14 protein-coding genes are annotated in these 20,475 nt (G+C 61.5%); 5 read left to right on the plus strand and 9 right to left on the minus strand.

Features of this window, described 5'->3' with window-relative positions; translation table 11 throughout:
• Positions 1-301: 301 nt before the first annotated feature.
• The 3 genes from CQY20_RS06185 to CQY20_RS06195 form a co-directional block, all read right to left on the minus strand.
• A complete protein-coding gene (locus CQY20_RS06185) occupies positions 302-5,779 on the minus strand; it encodes a DEAD/DEAH box helicase (RefSeq protein WP_097939078.1) in 5,478 nt (1,825 codons plus the stop codon).
• A gap of 961 nt (positions 5,780-6,740) precedes the next feature.
• A complete protein-coding gene (locus CQY20_RS06190; protein WP_097939080.1) occupies positions 6,741-8,849 on the minus strand; it encodes a hypothetical protein in 2,109 nt (702 codons plus the stop codon).
• 285 nt (positions 8,850-9,134) lie between these two features.
• Positions 9,135-9,512: a hypothetical protein gene (locus CQY20_RS06195; protein ID WP_234816123.1), complete on the minus strand. Its 378-nt coding sequence runs from the start codon at positions 9,510-9,512 to the stop codon at positions 9,135-9,137.
• Positions 9,513-9,625: 113 nt separating this feature from the next.
• Between CQY20_RS06195 and CQY20_RS06200 the strand changes: the two genes are divergently transcribed.
• Entirely contained in the window at positions 9,626-10,171 is a 546-nt protein-coding gene (locus CQY20_RS06200) for a TetR/AcrR family transcriptional regulator (protein WP_097939084.1), read from the plus strand.
• Positions 10,172-10,363: 192 nt separating this feature from the next.
• On the opposite strand, the gene CQY20_RS06205 is transcribed toward CQY20_RS06200, so the two are convergent.
• The 4 genes from CQY20_RS06205 to CQY20_RS06220 all read right to left on the minus strand — a co-directional run bounded on the left by CQY20_RS06205 (position 10,364) and on the right by CQY20_RS06220 (position 13,653).
• Positions 10,364-10,879, minus strand: a complete 516-nt coding sequence (locus CQY20_RS06205; protein ID WP_097939086.1) for a DUF6328 family protein — start codon at positions 10,877-10,879, stop codon at positions 10,364-10,366.
• A 100-nt stretch (positions 10,880-10,979) separates the two neighbouring features.
• The gene (gene asnB / locus CQY20_RS06210; protein ID WP_097939088.1) at positions 10,980-12,893 is read right to left on the minus strand and encodes an asparagine synthase (glutamine-hydrolyzing); all 1,914 of its coding nucleotides are present in this window, start codon (positions 12,891-12,893) and stop codon (positions 10,980-10,982) included.
• A gap of 117 nt (positions 12,894-13,010) precedes the next feature.
• Entirely contained in the window at positions 13,011-13,298 is a 288-nt protein-coding gene (locus CQY20_RS06215) for a hypothetical protein (protein WP_097939090.1), read from the minus strand.
• A 13-nt stretch (positions 13,299-13,311) separates the two neighbouring features.
• The gene (locus CQY20_RS06220; protein ID WP_097939092.1) at positions 13,312-13,653 is read right to left on the minus strand and encodes a DUF732 domain-containing protein; all 342 of its coding nucleotides are present in this window, start codon (positions 13,651-13,653) and stop codon (positions 13,312-13,314) included.
• A gap of 170 nt (positions 13,654-13,823) precedes the next feature.
• Between CQY20_RS06220 and CQY20_RS06225 the strand changes: the two genes are divergently transcribed.
• The 3 genes from CQY20_RS06225 (at position 13,824) to CQY20_RS34430 (ending at position 18,095) form a co-directional block, all read left to right on the plus strand.
• A complete protein-coding gene (locus CQY20_RS06225) occupies positions 13,824-15,482 on the plus strand; it encodes a nuclease-related domain-containing DEAD/DEAH box helicase (protein ID WP_097939235.1) in 1,659 nt (552 codons plus the stop codon).
• A gap of 112 nt (positions 15,483-15,594) precedes the next feature.
• Positions 15,595-16,818 carry an oxygenase MpaB family protein gene (locus CQY20_RS06230; RefSeq protein ID WP_097939094.1) on the plus strand — a complete coding sequence of 408 codons (1,224 nt, stop codon included), beginning with the start codon at positions 15,595-15,597 and terminating at the stop codon, positions 16,816-16,818.
• A gap of 146 nt (positions 16,819-16,964) precedes the next feature.
• The gene (locus CQY20_RS34430) at positions 16,965-18,095 is read left to right on the plus strand and encodes a hypothetical protein (protein WP_133119027.1); all 1,131 of its coding nucleotides are present in this window, start codon (positions 16,965-16,967) and stop codon (positions 18,093-18,095) included.
• A 34-nt stretch (positions 18,096-18,129) separates the two neighbouring features.
• Here CQY20_RS34430 and CQY20_RS06240 read toward each other — a convergent pair whose 3' ends face one another.
• Entirely contained in the window at positions 18,130-18,390 is a 261-nt protein-coding gene (locus tag CQY20_RS06240; RefSeq protein WP_234816124.1) for a hypothetical protein, read from the minus strand.
• 261 nt (positions 18,391-18,651) lie between these two features.
• On the opposite strand from CQY20_RS06240, the gene CQY20_RS34435 reads away from it, so the two are divergent.
• Entirely contained in the window at positions 18,652-19,986 is a 1,335-nt protein-coding gene (locus tag CQY20_RS34435) for a hypothetical protein (RefSeq protein WP_133119028.1), read from the plus strand.
• Positions 19,987-20,017: 31 nt separating this feature from the next.
• Here CQY20_RS34435 and CQY20_RS06245 read toward each other — a convergent pair whose 3' ends face one another.
• Positions 20,018-20,416: a hypothetical protein gene (locus CQY20_RS06245; protein WP_097939098.1), complete on the minus strand. Its 399-nt coding sequence runs from the start codon at positions 20,414-20,416 to the stop codon at positions 20,018-20,020.
• Between the last annotated feature and the right edge of the window lie 59 nt (positions 20,417-20,475).

Genomic DNA, 20,475 nt, shown 5'->3' on the forward strand with positions numbered 1-20,475 from the left:
CGGGGCACTAAGCCCAGCGAAGCCGCAGGTCAGCGCATTACTGATTCAAAAACCGGCCAATGGTGTCCGAAGTCAGGCTCGACGAGTGATAGGGAAGTAGATTGAGGGCGCCAACCGCCGCATTCAACCCATCGCTGAACCGCGAGATGTGCAAGGGACCCAGCATTATTAGGCACCGACTGCTCCGGCGAAGGGCGACTTCCCTGCGGTAGACGTGATACGGCGGCCGGACAGGCGAGCAGTCTAACCGCCGACGTGGCTGAGAGCCACACCGCGCTGACATCGCTGCCTGCGCGTACTGTCACGACTGGTTGCTCTGGGCTTCGTCGAAGAGCTGAAGCACATGTGCGGGGTCGCGATCTAAAACGAATGTGTCGGTGAAGACGACTGGCACACCTGGATATCTGCATTCGAGCGCCGCCATGCTGTCGGCAAGTCGCGGAGCAATGAGTGCCTTTTCTGTCGCTTCAAGTGGGTGCTTAGCGATCACAGCCGATTTCCCATGCATGGGGGATTCGAAAGTCGCTGCCGCACAGTCAAGATCGTCGACAACCTCCGCGCTATAGGCTTCCGCCCAGCGGTCAATCGATTCTCGCTCACGGGTGGCATCTGGGATTAAAGTGCCCTCGATCAAAACCTTTAAGAGATCCCCTGCGAGTCGCCAATCGAGTAGGGCGTGGTAAGCCATATTCCCGTAATCGCGCAGGCAACGGTAGCAGGATGCGGTGCATTCGTTTGCGTGATCAGGCGCGCTCAGCGATTCCAGATACTTGGAGACCCCCGTTTCGACGAATTCCTCAAAAATGCCGGGCTTCCCCAGGTGAGTGCTGAAACCTGCGCCGTTTTCGAGAGTGTCAGCGAGAAAAGCCATCGTTGTGGGGGTTTCGCGTAGCACGCCGCTGTAGATGCCGGCCGTTAGTTCGAGTGACTGGACGTCGAGGTACGTCGCCGCGGCTGTCCGGAGAAGGAACGCAAGGGAATACCAAGCGGCCCGTCTCCCCTCTCCCGTCTCACCGGCACCAGAGGGTTGTATTCCTAGTGAGTCAAGGCTTAGGCGGATACCTGATTCTGGTCGCACCGGTTTCTCGGTCCCCACGAACAAGAAGTCAGTGGGTTGAACCGAACCGAGTGCGACAGAGATAACGTCGCCTGATCCGGCTGTCTTCGGTAGTAGGCCGTTCTCAATTGCTTCGACGGACACATATCCGGCCCAGTCCGTCCGCTGCGTGGGAACGTTGACCTGGAAACGGTGTAAGCGGCCGCCATTGTCGTTAATCACGAATCTTTTTCCGGGACCGCTTAGCGCTAGGGTGCCTCCGTGACGGACCTCATCGAGCTTCGACAGATCAGTGAGTGCGCGAGCAGCCATTGCACGCGCGGTCCAAGCAAAATTTCCGTCAAAGTCCTCAGGAGTGCCGGCGCGGAAGCCGAGCGGCTGACGGAGTGGTATCCACTGGTAGACACCGGGAGGTCTGCTGCACTGAGGGCACGATTCGTTTTCATCGCCGCCCGTGCCGTCGAGTGCTTCGTGTAGGTATGAACATGAGCGGCACACCGCAACATGACGTAGTGGACCGAGGGGATCTTCCTCTGACTGAACTGGCCTGGTCGGCCGGAACGCTGCCACTCCGACGACAGGATAGACCTTGCCGTCTTTAACGACCTCGCTGAGCGGAGCAAAGGCAGAGACCGCCATCGAGAGGTCGCGATCGATAGCGCCCCGTGGCGGCCACGGGTACGATTGGTTCGGTCGGTTGAGGTACAGGTACCTTATTTTTGAAGGGAAACCGAACATCGGAAGTATGCCGGCTTCTGCAAGCCTTTGACTTAGGTCCGGGTGTCCGATAGCGGCATTTGCGCAGTCAGTGACTTTGGAGACCAGAGTAGTTCTCAGCCAATGAGTCCATTGATACTCTGAAATATCTTTAGGTGCAAAGGAAGTCAGAGCACTCGCGACACTGTTCAGCCGGTCCGCGTTGTTATCGATCCAGGTCTGAACCGCACCGGAAACTGCCCCCCATTCGGTGGCCAGGCCAAATTGGCCATGAGAATTGTTCGTAAGGTCTGTCAATAGTCCTGACGCAACTGCGTTCGGGCCGATCTCGTCAAAGGCCAATCTCAACGCTTCGGCACTTAGCGTCCGCCTGAAAATTTCCTTGCGGTTGAGGGCAAGGTACGGCTGTGGTGTCGGCTCGTTGGTTATCAATGACGGGCGGGCGAAATAATATTCGTCATGCGAGCGTCCTCGGCAGACAGTCAGAGCTGTAGCTAGCGGCGAGGTGCGTCGGCCTGCTCGACCAACTCGTTGTTGGTAGTTGAATCGGGTTGGGGGCATATTGCCCAAAACCACGACTTCCAGAGAACCGATGTCGACGCCGGCCTCCATCGTGGTGGTGACGGACAGGAGGTCGAGACCGTCAGCACGACTGTTCTCATCGCCTTCCAGAAAGACGTCCTGAAAGCGAGATTGGCGCGACTGAGCGTCAACTCGGTCAGTTTGACCTGTCAGTTCCGCGACTGAAAGACGGAATCGGCCTTGTCCAGTTGTCGCTTTCCAAGAGTAATAATCTTGACTGACCTTCACGTGTGCCGGATCAGCGGGCAATCGCCGCCGGCATCGAGTACAGATGCCGGTACCGTGGTGCAGATGTTGCCGACGACAACTCTCGCAAATCCAGCTGTACTCGCCTGGGCGTCTCAAAGTAACGTGATTAGGAGAGATCAAATAATCGCGAACCGCGTCCCCCCAATAGGCCATTACGGTCTCTTGAACGTAGCTGACTTCCAGATCGTGTTCTTTGGCGACGGATTCCCAGTACAGCTTCAGCTTGACAGGGGGCTTATCGCGAGGGTCACGAATGCCGAAGAATCGGCGAGCGTCTCCCAGCACACGAAGGCTCGTCCGCGACAACGCTACTACTGACGTTGGCTCCTCGGCAAGATCCCGCGAATCCGTCGTCAACGCAAGCCATCCCAGCCCGATTGACTCGAAATCACGCCCTGCACCGGAGAAGAGACCCTCGATTACCTCTTTGTGTAGATTTTCTTGTATATCCCTCCACCATTGCTTCTCGGTTTCATCTAGTCCACCGCGTGTAGATATAGGCGGGAGGTCCCAATTCAGTAGAGTCGACCACCCAATACGCCGCCCCTTGGATTTGTCGTAATGCGTTTGAAGCGATGCATGAGTGCCACCAGGATTGACTCCGAGCTCAAGCGCTTTTTGGCCGACATCGTCGGCGAGCAGCTTGAGGGTCTGGGGCGCGGACAGCTGGTTCTCGAGCTGAAGCATCTCTCCGGGATAGGCCTCGTCTTCCTCTCCACGCCAAAGATCGGTTAGCCGACTGTATACGCCATTGTCCCGGGCACGGAGGCGGTCTCTCGCCCTCTTATTTGCCTCCGACTTGTCACCGTCCCGCACCAATTTGCTTGCGCGATCAAGTAGAGTGGGCCAGTCCTCAGTCTCCGCGAGGCGATCGTAGAGCAGTGTCCGCAGTAGGTCTTGATAGTGCCGTAACCCCATGCCTGCTGCGAGTTTCGCTGCATCCTGTCGGCTATCCGTAAAGACGATAGCCTTGCGTTCAGTCTCGGGAAGTTGAGACATAAGCTCTGTAACAAGAACCTGATTGATTTTTTCGAAACCAGTCCGCATTCCTCGTATAGGACTGCGTTGCCGCGCCGGATCAGTATGAGGAAGCCGCCTTCCGCCCTTTCCGTACTTGATCTCCCAATCGTCTCCGCAGTTTGGACATTGAGTAGGAAACGGCGACAGTGACTTCGGGTCGCGCTTCGGTTTCCCGTTCCTGTCGATCCTGGACCGTGCGTGGAAAGTCCAGCCACTATGAGGCTTTCCTTGCCGCGCGTTCGTCACCCCGCCGTTTCCTGGATTCAGGATGCTACGTCGGAATTCGTACCTGACGTTTCCACCGTCGGCATTCCAGTCGAGGTCGTCTAGCTCGGGTCGACTAGTACGGGGCCAATAGACAATATAGTTGTTCGCAGTACGTTCCAGAGAAACCTGGTCTGGAAGCTTTGATAATTCTGGGACGTCGGCGAGCATCATGGCGCTAAGGCTTTCTTGCTGGGTTGCTCCGGCTTGGACGAATCCGCCGAGCATGACGTCGCCGCAGTTCTGGCAGTAGAGAAGCTCCAGTACCCTAGCTCCACACGGGCATCTCGTGACAGGCTCGTCGAAAAGTGGTCCGACTGACCGCGTTCCGGTTTCATCAGCCAGGTCGGAATGTCGGCGCGGATCTGTACAAGCCCATATCCCAGGTACATTTCTGAAAAAGAGGTGAGCGCGCAGTCGTGGCCAGCCAACACGGCCTTTACTGTGTGGCAGGGCGCGGAGGAGGCTAGACAGAGCGTCCGAAGCGACATGGGTGTCGGTCTTCGGGAATAGCATTTTGGCTAGCTCGTCCTGGGTCATTGCCTTCGGTGCCCCGTTCACATTTCCCTCGAAAAATGCTGCGTGCAAAGCTTGTTGCGCACCAACTGATTCTGCTGCCAAAAGCGCTGACGCTCCGTCGCGCGCACCGGCCAATAGGGCGGCCGCATCGCTGATATCGGGATTCGCGTTTTGCGGCTGTACATGTTCACCTGGAAGAAAATCGAAGCTCGCCTCGGGCAAACCGAAGAATTGCTCGATGTATGCGCGGTCCCGTAGAGGGTCGAGGCTCGCGGACGCCGCCAATACACGCAACTTCTCCGGCTGATCGATTAGTCCTAGGCGGTTCCGCAGGTTCCGAATGAGTAAAGCAACTTCTGTGCCAGCGGTGCCCCGATAAGTATGGAGTTCGTCAATGACGAGCGTAAACCTGTTGGAGGGGTGCTCGTCGAGCCATGCTCGCGTCTTGTCGAAGAACTGTCGATCCCGGGATCGCAGGAGCATGACATTTAACATGCTGTAGTTCGTGATAACGACGTCCGGAGGTGCGTCGCTCATGTCCCAGCGGCTACGCATCTCTGCACCATCAAGGCGCGGCACGAAGTACTGAGTTTCCCCACCGATCTGTTGAGCCCGTCGCGAGCGTTGATCGGTTGCACGCAAATAGCGCCGGAGATCGGCTACGGCACGGGAGTCGCTAGGGTTGCCTGTAACAGGTGTGGCACCCGTGTACCGCCCGAAATAGAAGCGGTGTCCCAGCCGGTTCACGTTGAGCCACGCGCGAGCTTCATCGCTATCGAGCGCTCTTCTGAGTCGGATTAGTTGGTCGTCTACGAGTGCGTTCATCGGGTAAAGAATCATTGCGCGGACCGCTGCAGTCCGGCCGCTCTCACCGCTGCGTTGCGAGACGAAATCTCCTTCTCCGGTCCACCAATCCACGGCAGATCCACGCTGTCCGCTCCACCGCTTCGACTCCTCTAGGAGCGAAGCGAGAATGGGAAGGAGGAACGATTCCGTCTTCCCTGATCCTGTGCCCGCAGTGATGACTATGTTTCGGTCACCTTTCGCGGCACGTATCAGGGAGAGCTCCTGATGGGTGTAGAGCTGTCGGTCGGCCGGAATCAACCCCGCAGCGGCGAATTCTGCAATCTCAGTACTCAAGCCAGCCGCAACCGCGGACTCAGCCAGACTTCGACCGGTGGTCTTGTATTCGGGCCGCAGCTCGAGAAGCGGCATACGGTAAATGCCGTTGTCGCGGTCGAGGAGAGCTTGGCGCTCTCGTTGAAGCTCCTCGCTAGCGAGGCCGAAAGGTGTGTTGTAGTAGCGGAAGAACGCGTCACGTAGTCGGTCGAAACTAGTGGCGAGATCCGGCTTCTGATCAGGCGACATCATGTCTCTCGGTTGCACTCATTAAGTAAGCGTGGGCGATTGACCGGGTGTGACGATGCGACTTCGCTGACCGAGCGTTCGCCACATTACGTCCGCAATCTCGCGTGGCACGTTGTCGTATCGTGCTGTACCCGCGGATAAACTGATCACAGGGCTCTTTCCGCTACACAGAACTAAGCATCTGCGGTGCAGTGGTGGGAGAGGCGCACCAAGGTCAGTGAATAGTGTTCCTTGCCCAGTCTCTGGATCGTGACCCAGGTACGGACGCCATCGGATGGCGTTGGTACCCGAGCGGGCAAGCGCCGTCCAAATGCCAGCAGACATGTCGCAATGCCGCCAACTGTCACCCTCGTACCAGAGGAAGTTTTGATGTCCGTTGCCCTCGTATCGATATAAGCCCGGCTTGGCCAACCCGGGCGGTGGCGGAGACCAGCGGAGGCGGACGACGTCGTAGTACGCGATTGTGTCGTTCTGCATATTTGGGGGCGCGCTTTCTCGGCCGAGTGCGACGGTGCTAAGCCTCGGTGCCAACTGCAAAGCACTGCAAGGGACATAGGTTGCGTCAATCGCAGAGGCCGCGTCTTCAAGATTCGTACTTGAGGCGTACTGGAGAAACATCACCGCAGGGCGGGCGAGAGTGCGATCACGAGAGGGCGTGCAGTTCACAACGTGTATATCGACATCCACATCGTTCAAAGCTTCGAGTGAACCGGGGCGGACGAAGCCAGCAATTATCGCAAGACCATCCGAGTTCGGCAGTTTCGTCACGACCAGAGGACTGGAAGTCCATCGCCCCTGCTGCCAGTCAAGTTCGAGGTAGCCTCGGTCAGAAAGGTCGCGAAGCCATCGACCCGGCTCCCCTTTATCTAGTCGGAGGTCTGCCGTGCCTGCGAGCCAGATGGCTTTCTGCCGGTACTGAGATATCGATCCTTGTCTAGCTAGGCGCATCCATTCTCCAAGCAGCTCACCGAGCATGTTGCTTGCACCTATCCCATGCCCGCAGAAAGATGTCCAGCAATGGGTTCGTACCGCGCATCTGTTCTGAAACGCGAGCCCAGATGCGCTGTGAATCTGAGTCAAGGGCGCCGAAAAGCGGCTCAGCATAGCCGAGGCGATGCGCCGAGATCTCTCCGTTGACGCGTTCTTCAAAGAGCCATATGGCGTCCGCTGGTGCCGTGTACTCCCACACGGGTGAATCTGGTATTCCTACCTGCTCGAACAGAGGGTTGGGTGGCGGCGGAGCGATGGCTTTGGCCATACCACGCCGATCTACTACAGAGTATTGTCGGCCGACCCGGCGAAGGAGATGCGGTTCCCGAACGTTGCCGTCTACGACCGCTCCTGATATGGCTGTCAAGCCAACGGAGTTCATTGCAACCATAGCGATCTCATTTGTCTGACTGGCGCACACCCATCCGAGCGTGCTGGATGGGCCTGCTTGCGTTTCGTTGGGCGTGTGGATGTCGAAGGTAATCTTCTCGCCGTCAACATCGAGCACATGCGTACCTACTTCGAGGGGGCCGATACGGCGCAATGGAATAGGGAAGCCCGTTGCTTGGAAGGGGTGTGCCTGCGGCGTTCCATCGAGCGATGCAGGAACCGTTCTAGGGGTATCCCCGGCGGGGAGTAAGAGGTCCGGTTCACCTCCTTGGACGTAGTGCCTTGATCCCAAATTCGTGAAGATCTGCAACCCATTAACTAAACGGGGACGCAAGCTCGCAGATGATCTCAGGGCTCGCGCGAGTGACGGATCGATTTTGGTCAATGCGCTCTTAAAGGCGCCGACGTCCTCGATCTCCACCCTTATGTAAATGAGGCGGCCGACAACTAGTTGAGCGCCGGGCTTCTGTTCCACAAGACGCCAGCCCGTGCGTGCCGCGGCATTAAGTACCCTCTCAATCTGGGACCGCCACCCCGGTGCGACCAAGAGGACGTGCGGGGTGTACGGCTCGACATTGTCGACGGATATCCACCCCACATCAGGATGTGCACGCATTGGTTGCAGCGGTGGAAAGACGAAACGGCCAGCGACTCCTGGACCTTTGGCTGTGACAGAAGGGGTCGTACGCCAAGCTTGGACAGGTGGCATTGGTCCATGCCAGTGGTAATAGGCGCCATATTCTGGAGAAGTAAGCTCCACTGATTTGTCGTTGATCTCGACAGTCAGCCGTGGCTTCCCAGGTTGCTTGGTGATCGCCCATCTCGACGTGAAGTCGTCGAAATCGATGACGAACCGAATGTCTAACTGGGTGGCGCCCTCGGGTGTGAGTACTACTCCGTCCCACTCGCTCGCAAGCCGGTGGAGGTAGGACGCGAGCACCAGACGACGCGATTGGTCTGCCAGCGCTGCTAGCAAGGTGGCGGACAGGTCTCGCGGGGTGGCCGACCAAATTTCAAAGTGCGATAGAAGCGTCGCCTTGTCCGGGACACCGAGATTCTTGAGATCCAATTTTTCGAAGAAGCGCGTTAACCTCATGCGGTCGGAGCGCCGGATGATGGCTTGTGATATCGGATAGCCAATTCGAGTGAGGCTTTGGTGTCCCCGGATGGTATTGAAGCCGACCTGCGGGTTGGCATCCACCCAGTCACTCAGTTCGCGCCACCACTGCGCCACTACACCGAAACTCTCGTCAAGTCGCCCGCGAAGCACCATCAAGTCGTCGTGTGACATTTGCGGAGCTAACAGTTGAGCTAAGCGGTAGTAATAGGCCTGGCTAATTGCGGTAGCGTCGCGATGCATTTGGCTGGCAGCAGCTACGCTCAGCGCCAGGACCGCGAGATTTGGCGGAACGGAGGTCCGGCTACCAGCCGACCATTGCCGCCATGCTTCCTTCAACGGCCGGAACACATCGTTGGCGCTATTGAGGTCGACATTCGCTGCGACAATCTGGCCGAGCTTGGCGCTCAGATTCAGTTCGCCCGTCCATTGCCTAACTTCGTCGGACACTTCGAGGTCGAAAATGAAAGGAGCAGACGTATCCCGACGAGCGAAGAATGCGCGCTCCAGCAGCGTCTGCCACTCATCAAGCGTATCGGGCACTGTCGCCGATTCAGCTACGTCTGTCGCGTCCATCGCGACCGCAGGCTAGCAAATCGCACAGACGCTCGCTGGCGCTCTGGGGAAGATTGTTTCCTTATGGAGACTGACAAGGTAGACCCCGCCAAAAGTTGCCTCACCGCAGAACAACTTGTCGCAGAAGTCGGCATCCTGCTTCGATGTACTAGCTGCCCGCTGCTTCGCAGATAAGGCCGGGCGCCACCGTATCGCGGCGCCGCGGAGCCACATCTGTCATCGGCACAGCCAACCGTCGGCGGAGGACTCTACGCGCTGGCCGAGCGGTGGGGCTCGCTGCGATGATCACGCGGCGCGCCGCTCCATCAGCTTCGTCGTGTCGCCGCCGGGAACGGCGACGGCCTGCAACAGCTGCTCGTGGTTCTCGCGCACGGCGCGGTAGTTCTGCAGATAACGGTCGATCTGCTCGCGCCGCAGCGGCCGCGCCCAGATGTTCTCGCTGGGAATGTCGATGCCGCTGTCGTTGGACTGGGCCCGCACGCGAGCGCCGATCCGGAACCCCACAGCCGCCGCAATCATCAGCACGACGATGCCGGCGCCGAAGACACCTGTCAGCGGGCTCTCCGCCGCCAGGGCGTACACGAACATCCCGAGCGCGACGAACGTCAGCAATAGCATCAGATACGCCACATACGTCATCAATTCATCACGCCTTACCCGCATGCCTATCACCTCGAAAACTCGCCGTCATATAACAAAACGCTACGTGTAGCGTAGCGCTACGCCTAGTGTAGCGTATCTGCCCGGCCGCATATTCCCGCCGGAAAGGACGACGCATGCCCCAGCGTCCGGAGGTCGATGACGGCATCGCTGACGCCACCTTGGCGCTACTGCGCACCAAAGGCCCCAAATCGGCGACGGTCGAGGCGGTCGCAAAGCGCTCGGGCATCGCCAAGACCACCATCTACCGACGGCACCGCAACCGGCGCGACATGCTGTCCGCAGCGTTATCGCGAGTCACCACGCCCGAACCGCTGGCAGCCGACGCCGAGGCGCCCGACCGCCTGCGCTGGCTCATTCAAGAATCCGTCAAGATCATCGAAGTCGGCATTGGGTTCGGCGGCCTGGCGGCCCTGCTCACCGAAGAAGACCCCGAGTTCAGCAAGGCCTTCCGCCGCATTCTTGCCCGGCAGCGAGCCGATCTGGAATCAGTGATCGACGCTGCCAAAGCCGACGGGTCGTTTCGCGCCGACGTCGACGCCGCGACCCTCGTCGACGCCATCGTCGGCGCGCTCATCGCCGAGCGCACCCGCACGGGGCGCGTCGCGGCCGGGTGGGAAGTGCGGTTGTTCCACCTCTTCTGGCCGATCGTGCAGGCCTGATCCTCGAAGCCCCGAATGACTAGTCGAGCACGCTGACGGCTCGACACCGATCTTCACGCGCGGCCCCTCAGTCTGCGCCCGCCACGCCCGCTGCGTTCCTCGAGGCTGTAACGCGTGGTCTCGACGCGGATGCGGCCCGCGGCGGCGTGCGCCGTCAGCTCCCGCGGCTGATGGTCTTAGACGCTGGCCGCGTCAGACCGAGTCTTCGGCGCGATCGCGGCCCCGCAAGACCAACGGCAACACCAGCCACACGACTACGAAGCCGATCAAGGCGATCCCGCCCGCAATGAATGCGGTTCCCTCGCCGTACACCATGCCAACCACGACGACCGTCACACCGACCAACGCCAGGCCCAGCAGCGCGAGTCCGCCGATGGCCAGGCGGTGACTCGCCGACACCAAGACCCTGAGCTTGCGCTGCCGGAATAGAAATCGATGCATCGCCACCGGCGCGACCAACGCGATCGTCGCCGCCAGCGAGCACGCCACCGTCGCGATGTAGACCGCCCGCATCAGCCCGTCCAAGCGGTCGAAGCGCTGCTGAAACGGCAGCGTCAGAAGGAACCCGGTAAGCAGCTGCACACCGGTCTGTGTGACACGCAGTTCCTGTAGCAGGTTGTTCCAATTGCGGTCCAGCCGTTGCGTTTCCGTCTCACCGCGCGCCTGAACGTCCCACCGTTGATCGCGTTCGGGATGGTCAACGTCCATGTCGCACCGTCACTCTCCCGAGCGCTCGCTCGGCACCGCGCCCGTACCCGCCTGCAGGGCCGTCGAAACCTCGAATCGCGGGATTCCGAACCCGAAGACCTCACGCCATGTCGAACAGCTCTTGCATCACCACGACGCTGGCCACCCGCTGCAGGTTGCCTTCCACCGCGATGCGCTGATCGGGTGGGTAGTCGAGCAGTTTATCCAGCGCCGTCGACACCTTCGCCATGTCATAGATCGGCTGATCCTTCGCCGCCTGCGACGCGAACGTATCCCGGTAGAACTCGATCATCGGATCGTTCGCATCGCGCGTCGGCGGCGTCGAAAACGGGTGCTTCTGCCGGTCGTACACCTCGGGGATCAACACGTCTTTGGTGGCTTCCCGCAGCACGTGCTTCTCCCGAATTCCCTTGACCTTCATGCTCACCGGCACCCGCGCCGCCGCGTCCGCGACATGGTGATCCAGGAACGGCACCCGGCCCTCGATCGAATGCGCCATCTCCATCCGATCCGCCAGGAAGTTCAGGATGAAGTTCGGCATCACCGTCTTGGCGTTCACATACAGCATCTGATTCAACCGGTCGCGGCCCGCGATCCGCTGGGAAAGCGGCAACCGATCCAACGCCGACACCAGCGGCTGAAACTCCCGCACCGACGCCGGCAGATCATCACGGAACAACGGCGCCACGCTCTTCGCCTGATTCGCAGCCACATTCAGCGTCGCTGGCAACCAGCCCAACCTCCGCTGCACCGCCCGCATCTCGGCGCTGTCCACCTGCTCCGGCATCATCAACGCCCGCGTCGCCGCATTGGCGCCCAACATCTCGTCCAGCAGCGCCGACCGTTGCCCTAATCTCAATGAAGGGTCGTTGTTCAGTGCGTCGACCCGGAAATACGGGTAACCGCCCAGCATTTCGTCGGACCCCTCGCCGGTGAACACCACCTTGATGCCCGCGTTGCGCACCGCGCGGCTCAGCAGAAACTTCGCCACCCCATGGCCGTTGAACATCTGCGTCTCGGAATGCCACACCGCGTCGGCGAACGACTCGGCGATCTCGCGTCCCGTGATCGGAATCGGGTGAAACGTCGCGCCGACGTGCTTGGCCTGCGCCTCCGCGATGCTCGCCTCGTCATACAGCGCGTTGTCGAACGTCAACGTGAACGCCCGAATCGGCCGGTCCATCTCCTGCTGCGCCAGCCCCAGCACCGCGCACGAGTCGATACCGCCACTCAGATACGACGCCACCTCCACATCGGCAACCAGCCTCTGCCGCACCGCATCCCGCAGCGCCTCCCGAAACTCGGCGACGACCTCCGCCTCGTTGCGCGTGTCCACGGCCATCTGCTCGGCCGTCGGCATCTTCCAATCCCAATACGGATGGATGCGCACCTGACCATCGCGGGCGATCGCGTAGCACCCCGGCGGCACCGTGCTGATCCCGGCGAACTCCGTGATCTCGTGCGACCTGCCCATACCGCCGATCGCGCCCTCGAGATCCCACGCCGCCGGCACACCCAACGCCAGCAGCGCCTTGATCTCCGACGCGAAGAACACCTCGCCGTTGACCACCGTGTAGTAGAGCGGCTTGACCCCGAAGCGGTCGCGGATCGCGAACATGGCCCGCTGGCGTTCGTCGGCGATCACCACCGCGAACTCGCCGCGCAACTGTGTCGCCGCCTGCATCCCCCGCTGGTCATACAGGTGCAGCGCGATCTCGCTGTCGCTGTCGGTGGAGAACCGATAGCCACTCGACCGCAACCGTTCACGGATCTCGCGGTAGCCGTAGAACTCGCCGTTGACCACCACATGCACCGCGCCATCCGGACTGGTCATCGGCTGACTGCCGTTGCGCAGGCCGATGATCGACAACCGCGTGTGCCCGAGCGTCCACTTGCCGTCCCGCGACGTCCACGTGCCGGTGCCGTCGGGTCCGCGATGCTCCAGCAGCTTGAGCTGATCGCAGCGGTCACCGGGCAGGCCGTCGCGCGTCATCGCGGCGAAAATTCCACACATCGTTGGCTCCTCCGACGTCATCGTCGCGTACCAACCTGTCCAAGTGCTGGCACGGGAAGCGGGGTCGCTCCTCGCCGGACGCCAACATCTGGGATCAGTCAAGCGCGATTGCAGCGGCTACTGCTTGAACAGCTCGAGCGTCATGACGTGGACGTCGGCGGCCGAGATCCGCCTGTCCACGGCATTGCGGCGGAGCAGCTCGCCGCCGCGGCGGTACTCCGAGAGCTCGACCCGACCGGTGAAGTCGAGAACGATGTCGACCTCGAGGTCGCCACCGAACCGATTCGGCCGACAGAAGATCAGCTCTCGCGTATCGCCCGGGCCGGAGTCAAACCACAGATCCCAGTCATGCTCGGCGGCAACGAGATTGATCAGATCGATCACGCTGAACGTGTGCGTGTGCATCGTCGCGCCCGCCTTACGCCGGGCCGGTGTAGCCGTTGGCGCGTGCCCACTCGACGACCGTCGCCTTGGTGTCGGGGCACATGTTGTCCACCGCCGCCATCAACACGATCGCCGACTCGGCCGCCGCGAACCCGCTGTTCTGCAGCTTGCCGAGCACCACCGGCGGCGTCACGTCGCTGCGCAGCTCGTGACAGACCTGCTTGCCGATGTCGATCATGTCGATGATCGACTCGTAATACACCCCGGCGCTGTCGAGCTGGCTAATGAAGTCCAACTCGTCAGCCTGGGCCGGAACCGACAACGCCACCGCCCCGCACACCGCGAGCACGCTGGCAATAACCCCACTTCTACGCATGATCTCCCCCCTAGATTCGTGCGTCGAGGCAAACGGTAAACCCGACCACCGACAAGTTGATGACGCCGACGTCAGTTGACGTAGCTAAGCTGCGGCTACCATCGGTTTGAATGCATCCGGAGGGGGGCCGAAATGCCGTCGTTGAGCGACACCAGAGAGCCGGTGTGTCGGTGACCATCGCCCCTTCGGATACGCCCCGGTTGGCCAATCGCGCCGAGCGCCGCGTCTACGAGGCGCTGATCGAGCAGCGTCAACCGCACGACCTCGTCGTCGCCGGCCAGCGCGTCACCGACCATCTCAAGGACCACGAGGTCGACTTCGTCGTCGCGATCGAGGGCGCGGGCATCGTCTGCCTCGAGGTCAAGGGCGGCGAGGTGTGGCACGACGGTCACGGCTGGCGGCAGAAGCGCGGCGGGCGTGAGCACACCATCGAGCCCGTCCGGCAGGCGCGCGAAGCCTGCTACGCCCTGAGGGACTACGTCGAGAAGGACCCGCGCTGGACCCAGGGCAGGCTGCGCTGGGACCACGTCGTCGTGCTACCCAATACCGAACTGCCCGACGGCTTCGCGCTGGCGGACTGTCCCCGGTGGAAAGTCATCGATCGCAACGACCTTCCTTCCATGGTGGCCAAGCTGCGCGACGTGTTGCTCGGTCAGGAGCTCGATCGGCCACTGTTGACGACGACCGGCATCGAGCAGATCAGGACGGCGCTCAGCGGCAGGGGATTACCGCAGCGCGACGTCGTCGCCCGGGCGCTGGCCAACGAGGATGCCGCCGACACACTGACCGAACACCAGGGCGTGATCCTCGACGCCATCCGACTGCTCAACCGCATCGAGGTCCGTGGCGGCGCGGGCAGCGGCAAGACATTTCTGGCGATGGAACAGGCGCGGCGGTTGGCGCAACGCGGGCAGCGCGTCGCGCTGGTCTGCTACTCGCACGGGCTCGCGTCGTACCTGGAACGCGTGACCGCGACCTGGCCGCGCCGTCAACAACCCGCCTACGTCGGCGAATTCCACGCCCTCGGCATGCAGTGGGGCGCGCCGGAGGGTCCCGACGAAGCGCTGCGCACCGAGGAGACCGTCCAGTTCTGGGAACATGACCTGCCGCGGCAAATGGCTGAGCTGGCAATGGAACTCGAGATCGGACACCGCTTCGACTCCATCGTCGTCGACGAGGCGCAAGACTTCGCCGACTCGTGGTGGGAACCCATGCTGATCGCGTTGAAGGACCCCGACGAGGGCGGGCTGTACGTGTTCACCGACGAGGGCCAGCGCGTGTTCAACCGGTACGGCTCGCCGCCGGTGCCGCTGGTGCCGCTGATCCTCGACCACAACCTGCGCAACACCCGGCAGATCGCCAACGCCTTTCAGCCGCTGGTCGATCATCCGATGCGGTTCCTCGGCGGGGAGGGGCCTGCGGTGTCGTTCGTCGCCTGCAGCCGCGACGATGCGCTGAGCGTCGGCGACGACCAGATCGAGGCACTGCTCGAAGCGGGTTGGCGCCCTGAGGATCTCGCGCTGCTGACCACCGGCAGCCGGCATCCGGAGCAGGCCGAGCGGCAGAAGGAAGGCCACAAGGCGTACTGGGACACCTTCTGGGACACCGACCAGGTGTTCTACGGCCACGTGCTCGGCTTCAAAGGCCTTGAGCGCCGCGCCGTCGTGCTTGTCGTCAACGAGGCCAGCCAGTTCGACCGCTCGCGCGAGCGCCTGTATGTCGGATTGTCGAGAGCCCGCGATCAATTGGTCGTCTGCGGTGAGCCGGAGTTCATCCGTCAGGTGGGTGGCCCGGACCTTGCGCGACGGCTGAGTCTGCCGGGGGAGTAAGCGGTACCTCGGGCGGTGCTTCGGGCCGTCGACGCACCTGCGTTGACAGGCACTCACGCCGCGGCCTAGCCTTTTGACTACAGACGTTGTCAAAAGTTGAAGGAGGGCGGCGATGAGTGTGGCCATCCCGGCGCGCCACCCGGACCGTCCCCGGCCGATCCCAGCCGGCGTACGGGCCATGGCGACGGCGCTGGCGATTCGCAACCCGACGCCGCAGGAGTGGCGGGTCCTCGGGGAACGCCTCACCGTGGGTGATGAGCCCATGGATCGCCTGGTCGCGTGGATGGCGGACGCCGGCATGGAGCGAACGCGTCCGCTGTTCGAACGGGCACTCCGCGACGGCATCGGCACCGTCCCCGACGCTCCCGAACCGCTGCGGGAGTTCTTCGACACCTACGAGAAGCTGCCCGACTGGGTCGACATGGACACCGTGCGCAAGGGCCAGCGGGCGCTGCGCCGCGGTGGCGCCGACGGCATGTACGTCGCCCGCGACGTGTCCCTGCTGGGGGGCTATCAGTTCTCCGGCTTCAACAAGACCTTGCTGCGTACCGGTGCGCTGGAGAAGGGCTCCAACAAGCGCTTCGCCGAAACCATGCAGTGGGCCATGGACGTCATCGCAGAAGGCGGGCTCGAAAGGCTCGGTGTCGGGTACCGGTCGACCATCCGCGTGCGGTTGATCCATTCGTTCGTCCGCAGGCACGTGTCGGCGATGCCGGACTGGCGCGCCGACGAGTGGGGCCTGCCCGTCAACCAGACCGACATGGCCGCGACGTTGGTCGGCGCCCTGGTCGCGCCTGCGGTGGGCGCCGCGGGCATGGGCGTGGTGCTCTCACCGTCGGAGTACCGCGCGGTCGCGCATCTCACCCGCTACGTCGGCTGGCTGATCGGTGTCGAAGACCGGTGGCTGCCAAGGAGTTTCCGCGACAGCGTCCGCGTTCTGGCGCACACGTTGTCGGCGCTGGCTGAGCCCGACGAGTCCAGCAAGCAGTTGGCCGCACCCATGGTCGAGGATCCGCTGGCTTGGCACTATGACTCGCTGCCGGGCCTGCGGCGCAGACTCGCACGCGCACAACACCTCTCGATCACCAGCGCATTCTTGGGGCCTCGAACGGTGAAGGCGCTGGGCCTGCCGTCCTACGCGTTGCCGTGGTATCCGCTGCTGCGGCTGCCGGTGAACCTTGCCCGCAGCGTTGCCGCGCTGACCTTGCCCGGCGGGCTCGAGCGCGCCGATCAGCGGGGCCAGCGTGAGCATCAGAAGTTGTTGCGCACCATGATCGGTGACCAGGCCGAGGCCACCATCGGTGAGTCGGCCGCGCACGTCAGCCAGGTTGCCTGAGCCGTCGCTGCGGCCAGTTCCCGCGCGGCTTGTCAGTCGCAGTGGGCGCACGCTCCAGTCAAGGTTGCGAGCGATCGTATCCGCCTGTGTAGCGGCTTCGACGTCGGGCGGACCGAAATGTCGGTGGTCGGTCGTAGCGTGCGCGCGTGAGCGACAAACGCAAGCGGCGCCGAATGAAACAAGCACGGCGCGACGCCAGCCGAATGGCGGCTTACGAACGCAAGCCGCGTGACGACGATGGTTTCCTCGACAGTCTGATCCGGGGCGCCCTAGCCAGAGGGCATCCGCTCAGTCTGCTCGCCGCAGCCAGCTATCTGGTCTCGGCCCTGACGCCTGGCCGACTAGCACTGCTCGAGCCGGGACCGCGAGAGCCGCCGGATCTCGACGATTTCCTCGCCGGCTTGATAGGGCATAAGTGTCGCGAGATTACCGCGCTCCTCGCCGTGCTGGCCGAACTTATCGTTGATCACCCAGAGTGGCAGGTGAACTGCAGGAGAGAGGTTTCAGCACGTCAACACCCACTGCCGAAGTGGATCGCACGTCTGCCCGACATCCGAATCCGCCGGGTAGTCAGAGCGACGCATGTACTCGGAGACATCGAGGAGGTGTTGATCGGTACACAGATCGCGGGCCGCTACGACATGACCTGCATGGTCAGATTCGACCACAACACGATGTTCGAGATAGGCAAGATCGACTTCACGTCAGAATCGATCGACGAGCTCGTTGCGTCTGCGATCGAACACAATTCACACTTCAATTTCGTCGACATGAGTTTGGCAGACGCGGGGGCATGGATTCGACACGGGCTCGATCAGCCAATGCTTCCGCGCAAATCGGATCGATGGCCGGAAACTCTGCCACTGGTCCGATGGCTCGTGAGCCACCTACCCGAAGGCGGGCAGAAGTACCAACGCCCCGAGTGGGATTGGGCCAAGCTCAATGAGCTGTTCGACGCGTTCTTCACCACTCCAGGAGGAGCACCTTTCGACGATTACGAGTGCCGAATGATGTTGCACGAGCTGGTGGACTCCGGTAACGGTGACCCGTTGCGCTGGAGCACGACGCGAATCGACCAACTGATGGACGGATCGTCCTATTGGGCCGGTGAATTCGTATTGCAGTGTGTCCTAGAGCTTCCCGATCTCTTGCGTGCCTTCATTCCGTTCGCGCACGCGCGAAGCGGGACCCCAGAAGAGTTCACGACGGAGGCGATCGCGTTCATCGACAAGAACGCCCGATACTACCGAAGGGAGGTCTTGGCAACCGCCAGTTGACAGATAAGGGCGGCAACGTCGCGGTCGCGCTCTGCTAATCGTCGGCATGATACAGCCTCAGCGCCAGGACACGCCCCTTCTCGGTGAGCTGTAGCCATGCGCAAGCCGTCCAGCCCCAGCGATCGTCGTAGTTCGCGACGTATTGTTTCTCGATCTTGGCCATCGCCTCATCGAGAGTGAGATCCCATGCCCTGAATCCGGAATGGCTTCGGTCGACGATCTCGCCGAGATCAAACAAGCCTTCGCTGACGACCTCGCGGATCATGTTCAACGTCAGCTGCTGCGCCTCGGACACCGATCGCTTGCGAGTGTGGTTCTCGAATAGGAACGCGCTGTGGATCTCTCCGAGACGAATCCAGTCCCGCAACCCTTCGATCAGTAGCGCTTCCTTCACACAACATCATGCTCGGAAGCACCCATATCGCTGTCCACTCCACGACGCTACCTCCTCGACGGAGGTGCCTGGTAACAGCTTTCCAACGGTAAAAATTTGTGTATAGGTGACTGTTTGGGGCTCTTAGACTCGGGGTGTGAGTTGCAAGCACCCTGCAGCGCCATGGGTCTGACGCTGTCCCAGGTCCGCTGCTGGGACAGCGAATACCTTACGGAGGCAGCGCTTCATTGGTCTCGAACGGCTGACCGGTGGAACGACGCCTTCACGCAAATCGAGCGGCTGACGCATTCGCCGGGCGGTACGCCATGGGAGGGAGCGGCCGCGAGCGCTGCTCAAGATCGGGCTCACGCGGATCGGAGTCGGGTGCGCGTTGTCGCTGACGAGCTCTACAACGCGTCCTCCATCGCTCGCGCCGCCGCTGAAGAACTCTGGGCAGCGCGGCAACGAGTACTCGCCGTCGTCGCTGCCGCAGAAGCAGCCGGTTTCACCGTAGGTGAGGACTTCTCACTCACAACGTATCGCGCTGGTGCACACGAGATAGCGGCGGCTGAAGCGGAAGCGCGAGAACTCGGTCGCCAGTTGCGCGACCATATCGAGGAATTGCTTGAACTCGACCAACAAGTCGCCGGTCGAATAACCTCAGCTGCAGAGGGGGTCGGCACCCTCACCTTCACAGATTCGGCCGAGTCCGACCACGAGCACGACGGAGCGATTTACGCCGTCGACAACCGCATCCTGAAAGATGGTCCGCCGCAACCACCTCCGCCAGACCCCACGCCTGGACGGATGCCGCCGGTCGAATCCGCTGAAGACGTCAGGAGAGTTCTCGACCCGCTACCTAATGGCGGGAAAAGAGGTACAAACGGCGTCGGAACCAGTTCGAGGGTCAAAGAAATCTGGGACGAAGGTTCGACGAGACGTCTATGGGACTACCTCACTCGGAATGCTGCCGATGAGGCACCCCCACAGGATTATGAGGGCCCAGTGCGTGTACTTCCAGATGGCACGCGGATCGGATTCCGCCAAAGCGATAAGTGGGGAGACACCATCGACGTCTGGTATCCGAACGACTACACCAAGACGCACACCCCATATGAGCCGTACTTTCCGCCCATCATCGGCGACCCTCCACAACTTCCTCCGCCCACTGGCATTCCGTCGGTCCAAGTTCTTCCACCGCAGCTGACTCACCCGCCGGCGGCGTTGCCTCCTACCGGGATCTTCGAGCCGAATGGGCTGCCGCCGTGGTTGCAGGATCCGTCTACGCCACTTGTTCACCCACCGATCCAGGCACCGACGATCCTGCCCGGCGTATCTCTGCCGGACGTACCAGACCCGCCGCCGTCCGCCTCGGATGACACCTGGCGACGTCCCGAGGTCGGTGAGGGTCTCCTCGACGCGGGCCAGGCAGTCGGGGGCGTCATTGTCGGCGGAGTCGCTGTCATCGGCGGGCTTCTAGGGACGGTGGCTAATCCACGCGGCGCGATCACTCCATAACTACACCGCAGCTACCCGACGGCAAATCGAGTCATGGATCGTCAGCGTGATAACGCTCCTGCGCCAACGTCTTTCCTTTCTCAGTGAGGGCGAGCCACGCGCACGTCACCCACCCCCACCGGTCCTCGAAGTTCGTCACGTACTTGCGCTCGATCATCGCCATCGCCTCATCCAGCGGCGTGTCCCACTTCCTGAAACCGCCCGGCGCGCTCTTCTGCGGCACACCTAACACGAATAGGCCCTCGCTGACGAGTTCGCGGATCAGCCTCAGAGTGAGTTGTTGGATTTCGGCGATGGGGCGTTTGGAAGTGTGATTTATGAATCCGAAGTTGGAGTGGATCTCGGACAGGTGAATCCAGTCCTGCAGCCCTTCGATCAGCAGCAATTGCTTCACATCGTCATAGTCGGGAGCCGCTACGTCGTCGCCCATCCGTCAAACCTATCGCCGAAACGTGCAGCCATCTTCACGAATTTTCCGACGCAACAAGA

It is taken from the genome of Mycolicibacterium agri (assembly GCF_002553505.1).
Lineage (GTDB): Bacteria > Actinomycetota > Actinomycetes > Mycobacteriales > Mycobacteriaceae > Mycobacterium > Mycobacterium agri.